Here is a 10,488-nt window from a genome sequence, read left to right on the forward strand (position 1 = left end):
GGGGTGGCTGGTTCCCCCCCGCCGCCGGGGGCCGGGCTGGCGGCGGGGGGGGCCGGCGGCGCCCCCCCCCCCCCCCGCTCCCCGGCGGGGGGGGGGGGGGCGGCCCCCGGGGGCCCCCCCCCCTCCCCCGTCCCGTTCCTCAGGCGCCGTCCTCGCGGGGCACCGGTTCCACCGACGTGCCCGTCAGGTCCTCGATGGCGTCCTCCGGCGTCGCCCGTCCCCGCGGGCGCGCCTCGTCGAGCAGCGGCGGCACCTCCGGGGGCCGGCCCGGGGCGGGGTCCGCGCCCGCGTCCGCACCCGCGCCCGCCCTTGCGTTCGTACCCTTGCCCGTGTCCGTCCCCGCCGGGGCCTCCGGCGTCGCCCGTTCCAGGAACCGCAGCAGTTCGACCGGGAACGGCAGGACCAGCGTCGAGTTCTTCTCCGCCGCCACGGCCACCACCGTCTGCAGCAGCCGCAGCTGGAGCGCGGCCGGCTGGGCCGACATCTCCGCCGCCGCCTCCGCCAGCTTCTTCGACGCCTGGAGCTCCGCGTCCGCGTTGATCACCCGGGCCCGCCGCTCCCGGTCCGCCTCCGCCTGCCGGGCCATCGAGCGCTTCATGGTCTCCGGGAGCGACACGTCCTTGATCTCCACCCGGTCGATGGCCACGCCCCAGCCCATCGCCGGGCTGTCGAGCATCAGCTCGAGCCCCTGGTTGAGCTGCTCCCGGTTGGACAGCAGGTCGTCCAGGTCGCTCTTGCCGATGATCGACCGCAGCGAGGTCTGCGCCATCTGCGAGACCGCGAACCGGTAGTCCTCCACCCGTACGAGGGCGTCCGCCGGGTCGACGACCTTGAAGTACACGACCGCGTCCACCCGCACCGTCACGTTGTCCCGGGTGATGCCCTCCTGCGCGGGCACCGGCATCGTGACGATCTGCATGTTCACCTTGTGCAGCCGGTCGGCGAACGGAACGATCAGGGTGAAGCCGGGTGGCCGCACCCGGCCGCGCAGCCTGCCGAAGCGGAAGACCACCCCGCGCTCGTACTGCTTGACCACCCGTGCCGCCGCGCCCGCGTACACCGCCGCCGCCGCACCCGCGCCGCCCACTGCCAGCAGCAGCTCTTCGATCATCACGGCTCCCTGGGGTCGAGCCGCCCGGACCGGGCGAGTCCGAACGCCGAAGACCGGCGAACGGTACAAAAAGGGTATTACCCCGCTGTTCGTCCGCGAACAGTCTCCGGCCCGCGCAACCTCGCCCGTCCGGAAGCGGCCCCTCCGGAAGCCGCCCACCCGGGGACCGCCCGTCCGGGAGCCGCACCCGCCCGGGAGCCGCGCCGGCCCGCCGGCTACAGCCAGCTCGCGAACTCCAGGAGCAGCTCCGCGTCCTGCCGCCGCCCCGCCGTCAGCGCCCGCGTCCCCGACTCCACCGCCCGGAACAGGGTCCAGCCGCGCAGCCGCTCCCGGTCCACGTCCAGCGAGTCCGCCAGCTTGTTCACCCGCCGCCGGGCCACCGAGGCGCCCGCCGAGGCCGCGACCAGGTCCTCCACCCGGTCCCGTACGAGCCTGGCCAGGTCGTAGGCGCGCTCGCCGACCAGCGGTTCGGGTCCCACGGCCAGCCAGGGCGCCCGGTCGCCGGCCAGGACCTTGCCCTGCCGGAAGTTGCCGTGCAGCAGCAGCGTCTCGCTCTCCCCGGCCACCAGCTCCTCGCGCGCCGCGAGCGCCGCCTCCGTGAGACCGGCGGTCGCCGCGTCCGCGCGGTGGCGCTCCATCGCCGGGACCTGCCGGGCCGTCCGCCCGGCCACCGACTCGAAGCCGTGACCGGCCGGGGGCTCGACCCACAGCTTCCGCACGGTGCCCGCCGCCTCCAGGAGCGCCTTCGCCTCCGGTAGCGAGCGCAGCGACACCTCGGGGTGCAGCCGTTCGAGGACCAGCCCCCCGTCACCGGCCTCCCCGAGCAGCCGCACCGCGCCCCAGCCGTCCCAGTGGGCGAGCGCGTCCCGCTCCCGGTCGGGCCGGGCGAACGGAGGCGCCACCTTGAGCGCGGCGGGGGAGCCGTCGGACCGCCGGACGAGCACCACCAGACTGCTCCGCCCGCCGGGGGCCACCACCCGGCCGGCCTCCAGGGAGCCCCGGTCGAGCGCGGCCCGCGCGTGCTCCGGCAGCCGCTCCAGCCACTCGGCCGCCGCGGACTCCCCGTACGTCTCGCCGAGCACCCGGACGAGTCGCTGCGGCGGTTCGAAACCCATGCGTACGTTGTTCCTTCGGTCGGGGCGGGCTCAGGCCCGCTCGGCGAGCCCAGGAAAGGTTACGTCGCCGCCGCGCCAGCGCACGGCGCGTACCGCCGCCTCCCTCAGCGCGGCGGCCGCCTCCCGCCGGGCCGGGCCCTCGGTGGCCCTGACCAGGTCGGAGTAGACGGCGGCCACCCGGTCCTCCAGGACGGCGGCGAGCCGCACCGCGTCCGCCCGGTCCGCCACCCGGAACGGCAGTCCGTACGCCGCCTCCGCCGCCACCGGTGCCCCGCCGAGGTCCCGCACGGTCCGGCGCAGCGCGTCCCGGCGCGCCCGGTGGGCCTCGTACGCGGCCGCGGCCTCCGCCCGGCGCCCGGCGCCGACCCGGCCGCCGACGACCCCGTACCCGTACACCGCCGCGTGCTCGGCGGCCAGTGCCGCCTGGGCGGCGTCGAGGGCGCTCATGTCCGGGCTCCTCCGGTCAGCAGATGGACGTGGACGGCGCCCGAGGCCGCCACCGAGGCGAGCAGCCGGGCGTACTCGGGAGGGGCGGCGAGCAGCGCGGCCGTGTGCCCGTCGGAGGCGGCGCGCTCGGCCGCCGCGAGCTGCCCGAGGGCCGCCCCGGCGTCGGCGGCCACGGGTACGGGGGCGGGGGCCGCCGGGGCGGAGGCGGAGGCGGAAGGGGCCCGGGAGGCCGTCACGGGCTCCGCCGGGCCCGTACCGCCCTCGCCGAGGGCCTTCACGTGGGCCGCCACCGAGCGCCGCAGCGGGGTCAGCCGGGGCGTCAGGGCCGGATGGGCGGCGAGCACCGCGTCGTACCGTTCCAGCAGTCCGCGCGCGGCGGCCACCGAGCGCGCCCGCAGCGCCGCCTCGGCGCGCGCCGCCCGCGCCGCCTCCCGTTCGGCGGCGTCCGGCCGCCGGGGGCCGCCGTCCCCGCCCGGGGAGGTGCAGCCCACCAGCGCCGTGGCCCCCGCCGCCGCCCCCGCCACGAGGAGCGCGCGTCTGCCCGTCGTCGTCACGCCTTCTCCCTCGGCCGCCGTGTCCGTATGCGAAGATCCGTCCGTACGCGAAGACCGCCGGGATCGTCGCAGGCGAGCGTACCCGCGGGCCCCGGGCCGGTGGACGGCAACACCCTCCGGGACCGGATACCCTTTGGTCTGACACGCGACGAACCACAACAGCACACGCGGCCGAGGAGTCACCCGGATGAGCACCCACCAGAGCGACAGGCTGCGCGGACTCATTGAGCCGCTCGTCCGCGAGAAGGACCTGGACCTGGAGGAGATCGAGGTCTCCCGGGCGGGCCGCCGCGGACTGCTGCGGATCGTCGTCGACTCGGACGAGGGCGTGGAGCTGGACCTCTGTGCCGAACTGAGCCGCGCGATCTCCGAGAAGCTGGACGAGACCGACGCGATGGGCGAGGGCGAGTACGTCCTCGAAGTCAGCTCCCCCGGCGCCGACCGCCCCCTCACCGAGCACCGCCACTACGTACGGGCCACCGGCCGTCTGGCCCGGTTCCAGCTCGCCGACGCGGGCGAGCTGGTCGCCCGGATCGTCGCCGTGGACGAGGACGGCCTCGACCTGGAGGTGCCGGGCGTGAAGGGGCGCAGGCCCACCGCCCGCCGGATCGGGTTCGGCGAGATCTCCAGGGCGCGTGTCGAGATCGAGTTCAACCGCAAGGACAAGAAGGAAGAGGAGGCGTAGCCGTGGACATCGACGTGAAGCTGCTCAAGGGCTTGGCGCATGAGAAGGAGATCTCCTTCGACCTGCTGGTCGAGGCGATCGAGTCGGCCCTCCTCATCGCGTACCACCGCACCCCCGACGCCCGCCGCCACGCGCGCGTGGAGCTGGACCGCACCACCGGTCACGTCACCGTGTGGGCGAAGGAGGACCCCTCCGACCTGGAGGAGGGCCAGGAGCCCAAGGACTTCGACGACACCCCGTCCGACTTCGGCCGGATCGCGGCGAGCACCGCCCGCCAGGTCATCCAGCAGCGGCTGCGGGACGCCGAGAACGACGTGACCTTCGGCGAGTACGCGCGCCGCGAGGGCGATGTCGTCGCCGGCGTGGTGCAGCAGGGCAAGGACCCGAAGAACGTCCTGGTCAGGCTGGACGACAAGCTGGAGGCCATCCTTCCGGTCCAGGAGCAGGTGCCGGGCGAGGAGTACACCCACGGCCTGCGTCTGCGGACGTACGTCGTCCGGGTGGCCAAGGGCGTCCGCGGTCCCTCCGTCACCCTGTCGCGCACCCACCCCAACCTGGTGAAGAAGCTCTTCGCCCTGGAGGTGCCGGAGATCGCGGACGGTTCGGTCGAGATCTCGGCCATCGCCCGCGAGGCCGGCCACCGCACCAAGATCGCCGTCCGCGCCACCCGTTCGGGCCTGAACCCCAAGGGCGCCTGCATCGGCCCGATGGGCAGCCGCGTCCGCAACGTGATGGCGGAGCTGCTCGGCGAGAAGATCGACATCGTCGACTGGTCGGACGACCCGGCCGAGATGGTGGCGAACGCGCTCTCCCCGGCCCGGGTCTCCAAGGTCGAGATCGTCGACCTGGGCGCCCGTTCGGCCCGGGTGACGGTGCCGGACTACCAGCTCTCGCTCGCGATCGGCAAGGAGGGCCAGAACGCCCGCCTGGCCGCGCGCCTCACCGGCTGGCGGATCGACATCCGTCCGGACACCGAGCAGACCGGGCAGACCGCGCCGGCCGGCCGGGACTGAGACCGTTTTTGGCCAACGACTGTTCGATTCTTGCCCCGATCGGGCGAGGTCGGTACGGGGAGGTAGACTTAATCGTGTCTGGCCGGACGCCCGCCCGCGCGTGCCCTGAGCGAACCTGTGTGGGATGCCGGGAGCGAGCGGCCAAGAGCGATCTGCTGCGGATCGTGATGAATAAGGACGAGTGCGTTCCGGATCATCGCGGTACGCTGCCCGGCCGGGGTGCGTACCTCCACCCCGCCGTGGTCTGTCTCGACCTGGCGGTCCGCCGCCGGGCGTTCCCCAGGGCCTTCCGGGCCCAGGGACCGCTCGACACCGCGGAACTCCGCCACCACGTCGAGCGATCGGCACAGCAGTGAAGAAGCACGGCACGGAACACCGTGCGGTCAGGTACCTCGCGAGTTGGAAGTAGGTCGAGATTGCGATGAGCACTCGATGAGTACGCGATGAGTACGCCCATGAAGTAGCGACGGTCCGGCGGTAACCGGACCTCACAAAGGAGCAAAGTGGCTAAGGTCCGGGTATACGAACTCGCCAAGGAGTTCGGTGTGGAGAGCAAGGTCGTCATGGCCAAGCTCCAAGAACTCGGTGAATTCGTCCGTTCGGCGTCCTCGACGATCGAGGCGCCGGTCGTGCGCAAGTTGACTGACGCTTTGCAGGGTCCCGGCGGCAACGCCGGCAGGACCGCTGCGAAGCCCGGCGCGCCCCGCAAGGCGGCGCCCGCCGCGCCGAAGCCGGCGCAGGCATCCCCCGCGCCGTCCCCGGCGCAGGCCGCACGTCCCGCCGCCCCGAAGCCTGGCGCGCCCACCCCGGCGCCCAAGCCCGCGGCAGCGGAGAAGCCCTCGACGCCGGCCGCCTCCGGCCCGCGTCCCACTCCGGGTCCGAAGCCCCCGGCCGCGCCGAAGCCGGCGCCGGCCTCCCCGGCTCCGACCGCCCCGGAGTTCACCGCGCCTCCGTCGGCCCCGGCCGCCGGCAAGGAGCGTCCCGCCGGCGCGACCCCGGGCCCCCGCCCGGCCGCCCGTCCGGGCCAGCAGGCGCCCCGCCCGCAGGGACAGGGCGCCCCGCGCCCCGGTGGCCAGCAGGCCCCCCGTCCGGGCGGTGCCCGTCCGGCCGGTCCCCGTCCGGGCAACAACCCCTTCACCTCGGGCGGCTCCACCGGCATGGCGCGCCCGCAGTCGCCGCGTCCCGGTGGCGGTGCCCCCCGTCCGGGCGGCCCCGGTGCCGTTCCGGGCGCCCCGCGTCCGCAGGGCGGCCCCGGCGGCGCACAGCGTTCCGGCGGCCCCGGCGCCCCGGGCGGCGCCCGTCCCACCCCCGGCGGCATGCCCCGTCCGCAGGCTCCCCGTCCCGGCGGCGCCCCCGGCGGCAACCGTCCCAACCCGGGCATGATGCCGCAGCGTCCCGCCGCGGGCCCGCGTCCCGGCCCCGGCGGCCGTGGTCCCGGTGGCCCCGGCGGCCGTCCGGGCGGCCCCGGCGGTGGCGGCGGCGGTCGTCCCGGCTTCACCGGCCGTCCGGCCGGTCCCGGCGGCGGTGGCGGCGGCTTCGCCGGCCGTCCCGGTGGTCCCGGTGGCGGCGGTGGCCGTCCGGGTGGTCCCGGCGGCGGTGGCGGCGGCTTCGGCGGTCGTCCCGGCGGCTTCGGCGGCCGTCCCGGCGGTCCCGGTGGCCGTGGTGGCACGCAGGGCGCCTTCGGCCGTCCCGGCGGTCCCGCGCGCCGCGGTCGCAAGTCGAAGCGTCAGAGGCGCCAGGAGTACGAGGCCATGCAGGCCCCGTCCGTGGGCGGCGTGATGCTGCCCCGCGGCCACGGCGAGACCATTCGCCTGTCGCGCGGTGCCTCCCTCACCGACTTCGCCGAGAAGATCGGCGCCAACCCGGCGTCGCTCGTCGCGGTGATGATGAACCTCGGCGAGATGGTCACGGCCACGCAGTCCGTCTCCGACGACACGCTGCAGATGCTCGGCGACGAGATGAACTACACCGTTCAGATCGTCAGCCCGGAGGAGGAGGACCGCGAGCTCCTCGAGTCCTTCGACATCGAGTTCGGCGAGGACGAGGGCGGCGAAGAGGCCCTGGTCTCCCGTCCGCCGGTCGTCACCGTCATGGGTCACGTCGACCACGGAAAGACCCGACTGCTCGACGCGATCCGCAAGACGAACGTCGTCGCGGGCGAGGCCGGTGGCATCACCCAGCACATCGGCGCCTACCAGGTGGGCACCGAGGTCAACGGCGAAGAGCGTCGCATCACCTTCATCGACACCCCGGGTCACGAGGCGTTCACCGCCATGCGTGCCCGTGGTGCGAAGTCGACCGACATCGCGATCCTCGTGGTCGCGGCCAACGACGGCGTCATGCCGCAGACGATCGAGGCGCTCAACCACGCCAAGGCCGCCGGCGTCCCGATCGTCGTCGCGGTCAACAAGATCGACGTCGAGGGCGCGGACCCGACCAAGGTCCGCGGTCAGCTGACCGAGTTCGGTCTGGTGGCCGAGGAGTACGGCGGCGACACGATGTTCGTCGACATCTCCGCCAAGCAGGGTCTGCACATCGACTCCCTGCTGGAGGCCGTCGTCCTCACCGCCGACGCCTCGCTCGACCTGCGGGCCAACCCGAACCAGGACGCGCAGGGCATCGCGATCGAGTCCCACCTCGACCGCGGCCGCGGTGCGGTCTCGACCGTCCTCGTCCAGCGCGGAACGCTGCGCATCGGCGACACCGTGGTGGTCGGCGACGCGTACGGCCGCGTCCGGGCGATGCTCGACGACAAGGGCAACAACGTCGAGGAGGCGACCCCGTCGACTCCCGTCCTGGTGCTCGGTCTCACCAACGTCCCGGGTGCCGGCGACAACCTCCTGGTGGTCGACGAGGACCGCACGGCGCGTCAGATCGCCGAGAAGCGGGCCGCCCGCGAGCGCAACGCGGCCTTCGCCAAGCGCGTCCGCCGGGTGTCCCTCGAGGACCTCGACAAGGTGCTCAAGGCCGGTCTCGTCCAGGAACTCAACCTCATCATCAAGGGCGACGCCTCCGGTGCGGTCGAGGCCCTGGAGTCCTCGCTGCTCCAGCTCGACGTCGGCGAAGAGGTCGACATCCGCGTCCTGCACCGCGGTGTGGGTGCGGTCACCGAGTCGGACATCGACCTGGCCATGGGCTCCGACGCTATCGTCATCGGCTACAACGTCCGCGCGGCCGGCCGTGCCGCGCAGATGGCGGAGCGCGAGGGCGTCGACGTCCGGTACTACTCGGTCATCTACCAGGCGATCGAGGAGATCGAGGCGGCGCTCAAGGGCCTCCTCAAGCCGGAGTACGAAGAGGTCGAGCTCGGTACGGCGGAGATCCGCGAGGTCTTCCGCTCGTCCAAGCTGGGCAACATCGCGGGTGTCCTCATCCGCTCCGGCGAGGTCAAGCGCAACACCAAGGCGCGCCTCATCCGCGACGGCAAGGTCATCGCGGAGGACCTCACCATCCACGGTCTGCGCCGCTTCAAGGACGACGTCACCGAGATCCGCGAAGGCTTCGAGGGCGGTATCAACCTCGGAAACTACAACGACATCAAGGTCGACGACGTCATCGCGACGTACGAGATGCGCGAGAAGCCGCGCGCCTGATCGCGTCGGATCGCAGCAGTGAGCAGGGGCCGGTCGGCGGAACTTATTCCGTCGATCGGCCCCGGCCGTTGCGTGTACGGTTCCTGGTGCACCCGCCCCGCGGTGGGCGGGACCACTGACCCCGAACCGGCGGGACATCCGGACACACATGTACGTGGGGACACTGTCCTTCGATCTGCTCCTCGGCGACGTACGTTCGTTGAAGGAGAAACGCTCCGTCGTCAGGCCGATCGTCGCCGAGCTCCAGCGCAAGTTCGCGGTGAGCGCGGCGGAGGTGGGCGGCCAGGACCTCCACCGGCGGGCCGAGATCGGCGTCGCGATGGTGACGGGGGACCCGGGACACCTCAGCGACGTGCTGGACCGGTGCGAGCGGCTCGTCGCCGCCCGCCCGGAGGTGGAGCTGCTGTCGGTGCGCCGCAGGCTCCACACTGATGAAGACTGATTTGAGCAAGGCGAAGAAGGAGAAGGACCAGTGGCCGACAACGCGCGGGCGAAGAAGCTGGCAGACCTCATCCGGGAGGTGGTCGCCGAGAAGCTGCAGCGCGGCATCAAGGACCCCCGCCTGGGTACGCACGTGACCATCACGGACACCCGTGTCACCGGCGACCTGCGGGAGGCCACGGTCTTCTACACGGTCTACGGCGACGACGAGGACCGCGCGAGCGCCGCGGCCGGCCTGGAGAGCGCCAAGGGCATCCTCCGCTCGGCCGTGGGCCGGGCGGCGGGCACCAAGTTCACCCCGACGCTGGCCTTCGTGGCCGACGCGCTCCCGGAGAACGCCCGCACCATCGAGGACCTCCTCGACAAGGCGCGCGCCTCCGACGCCCAGGTGCGGGAGGCGTCCTCGGGCGCCGCCTTCGCGGGCGAAGCCGACCCCTACAAGAAGCCGGGCGAGGACGAAGCCGCCGAATGAGCACCGCACCCCCCACGCCCGACGGCCTTGTCATCGTCGACAAGCCGTCGGGCTTCACTTCGCACGACGTCGTGGCCAAGATGCGCGGGATCGCGAGGACCCGCCGCGTCGGCCACGCCGGAACGCTCGACCCCATGGCGACGGGCGTCCTCGTCCTCGGCGTGGAGCGGGCGACCAAACTGCTCGGGCACCTCGCGCTGACCGAGAAGGAGTACCTGGGCACCATCCGCCTGGGCCAGACCACGGTCACCGACGACGCCGAGGGCGAGATCACGGCGTCGGCCGACGCGTCGAAGGTCACCCGCGAGGGGATCGACGCCGGTGTGGCGGAGCTGACCGGCGACATCATGCAGGTGCCGTCGAAGGTCTCCGCCATCAAGATCGACGGCAAGCGGTCCTACGCGCGCGTGCGCGGCGGCGAGGAGTTCGAGATCCCGGCCCGCCCGGTCACCGTCTCCTCCTTCCGGGTGTACGACGTCCGCGAGGCCGTCGCCGAGGACGGCACCCCGGTCGTGGACCTGGTCGTCTCGGTGGTCTGCTCCTCCGGTACGTACATCCGGGCGCTCGCCCGGGACCTCGGAGCCGGGCTCGGCGTGGGCGGCCATCTGACCGCGCTGCGCCGGACCCGCGTCGGCCCGTACAAGCTGGACGCGGCCAGGACCCTGGACCAGCTCCAGGAGGAGCTGACGGTCATGCCGGTCGCGGACGCGGCCTCGGCGGCGTTCCCCCGCTGGGACGTGGACGAGAAGCGGGCCCGGCTGCTGCTCAACGGCGTCCGCCTGGAGATGCCGGAGTACCCGAAGGGCCCCGTCGCGGTCTACGGACCGGAGGGGAAGCTGCTCGCCCTGGTCGAGGACCAGCGGGGCAAGGCCAAGAGCCTCGCCGTCTTCGGCTGAACGGCGGTCCGGGCGCCGGGGCACGGAAGTGCTCAGGACGCTCCCGGCGGTGGGGGGGGGGGGGGGGGGGGGGGGCCCCCCCCCCCCCCGCCCCGGCCGGGCCCCCCCCCCCGGGGGGGGGCGCGGGGGGGCCCGGGGGGTCGGAAACCCCGCGGGGGGGC

11 protein-coding genes are annotated in these 10,488 nt (G+C 73.9%); 7 read left to right on the forward strand and 4 right to left on the reverse strand.

Features of this window, described 5'->3' with window-relative positions; translation table 11 throughout:
• Positions 1–139: 139 nt before the first annotated feature.
• The 4 genes from ACFYZY_RS28030 to ACFYZY_RS28045 form a co-directional block, all read right to left on the reverse strand.
• A complete protein-coding gene (locus ACFYZY_RS28030; RefSeq protein WP_388699561.1) occupies positions 140–1,111 on the reverse strand; it encodes a slipin family protein in 972 nt (323 codons plus the stop codon).
• Positions 1,112–1,326: 215 nt separating this feature from the next.
• A complete protein-coding gene (locus ACFYZY_RS28035; RefSeq protein WP_388699564.1) occupies positions 1,327–2,226 on the reverse strand; it encodes an aminoglycoside phosphotransferase family protein in 900 nt (299 codons plus the stop codon).
• A gap of 30 nt (positions 2,227–2,256) precedes the next feature.
• Complete coding sequence (locus ACFYZY_RS28040; protein ID WP_388699566.1) at positions 2,257–2,673, reverse strand: DUF4439 domain-containing protein; 417 nt, start codon at positions 2,671–2,673, stop codon at positions 2,257–2,259.
• Positions 2,670–3,227, reverse strand: a complete 558-nt coding sequence (locus ACFYZY_RS28045; protein WP_388699569.1) for a hypothetical protein — start codon at positions 3,225–3,227, stop codon at positions 2,670–2,672. The genes ACFYZY_RS28040 and ACFYZY_RS28045 overlap by 4 nt, the downstream gene beginning before the upstream one ends.
• A 187-nt stretch (positions 3,228–3,414) precedes the next feature.
• Between ACFYZY_RS28045 and rimP the strand changes: the two genes are divergently transcribed.
• The 7 genes from rimP (at position 3,415) to truB (ending at position 10,327) form a co-directional block, all read left to right on the forward strand.
• Positions 3,415–3,912, forward strand: a complete 498-nt coding sequence (gene rimP / locus ACFYZY_RS28050) for a ribosome maturation factor RimP (protein ID WP_388699571.1) — start codon at positions 3,415–3,417, stop codon at positions 3,910–3,912.
• 2 nt (positions 3,913–3,914) lie between these two features.
• Positions 3,915–4,925, forward strand: a complete 1,011-nt coding sequence (gene nusA, locus ACFYZY_RS28055; protein ID WP_388699574.1) for a transcription termination factor NusA — start codon at positions 3,915–3,917, stop codon at positions 4,923–4,925.
• Positions 4,926–4,999: 74 nt separating this feature from the next.
• Positions 5,000–5,281, forward strand: coding sequence for a YlxR family protein (locus ACFYZY_RS28060; protein WP_388699576.1), 282 nt, complete (start codon positions 5,000–5,002; stop codon positions 5,279–5,281).
• A 147-nt stretch (positions 5,282–5,428) separates the two neighbouring features.
• A complete protein-coding gene (gene infB / locus ACFYZY_RS28065; RefSeq protein WP_388699579.1) occupies positions 5,429–8,518 on the forward strand; it encodes a translation initiation factor IF-2 in 3,090 nt (1,029 codons plus the stop codon).
• A gap of 148 nt (positions 8,519–8,666) precedes the next feature.
• A complete protein-coding gene (locus tag ACFYZY_RS28070; protein WP_030217805.1) occupies positions 8,667–8,960 on the forward strand; it encodes a DUF503 domain-containing protein in 294 nt (97 codons plus the stop codon).
• Between the two features lie 30 nt (positions 8,961–8,990).
• Entirely contained in the window at positions 8,991–9,431 is a 441-nt protein-coding gene (gene rbfA / locus ACFYZY_RS28075) for a 30S ribosome-binding factor RbfA (protein ID WP_360312255.1), read from the forward strand.
• Positions 9,428–10,327 (forward strand): tRNA pseudouridine(55) synthase TruB, encoded by a 900-nt coding sequence (gene truB / locus ACFYZY_RS28080; RefSeq protein ID WP_388699583.1) that lies wholly within the window; start codon positions 9,428–9,430, stop codon positions 10,325–10,327. Before rbfA ends, truB begins: the two co-directional genes overlap by 4 nt.
• The last annotated feature ends 161 nt before the right edge of the window (positions 10,328–10,488 follow it).

The sequence above is a fragment of the Streptomyces sp. NPDC001744 genome, from assembly GCF_042892575.1.
In the GTDB taxonomy this organism is placed as follows: domain Bacteria; phylum Actinomycetota; class Actinomycetes; order Streptomycetales; family Streptomycetaceae; genus Streptomyces.

Bases quoted from the DNA above. Each gene is read 5' to 3' on its own strand.
- ACFYZY_RS28070 (WP_030217805.1), top strand. From the start codon at position 8,667: ATGTACGTGGGGACACTGTCCTTCGATCTGCTCCTCGGCGACGTACGT.
- ACFYZY_RS28040 (WP_388699566.1), bottom strand. From the start codon at position 2,673: ATGAGCGCCCTCGACGCCGCCCAGGCGGCACTGGCCGCCGAGCACGCG.
- rimP (WP_388699571.1), top strand. From the start codon at position 3,415: ATGAGCACCCACCAGAGCGACAGGCTGCGCGGACTCATTGAGCCGCTC.
- ACFYZY_RS28035 (WP_388699564.1), bottom strand. From the start codon at position 2,226: ATGGGTTTCGAACCGCCGCAGCGACTCGTCCGGGTGCTCGGCGAGACG.
- ACFYZY_RS28030 (WP_388699561.1), bottom strand. From the start codon at position 1,111: ATGATCGAAGAGCTGCTGCTGGCAGTGGGCGGCGCGGGTGCGGCGGCG.
- truB (WP_388699583.1), top strand. From the start codon at position 9,428: ATGAGCACCGCACCCCCCACGCCCGACGGCCTTGTCATCGTCGACAAG.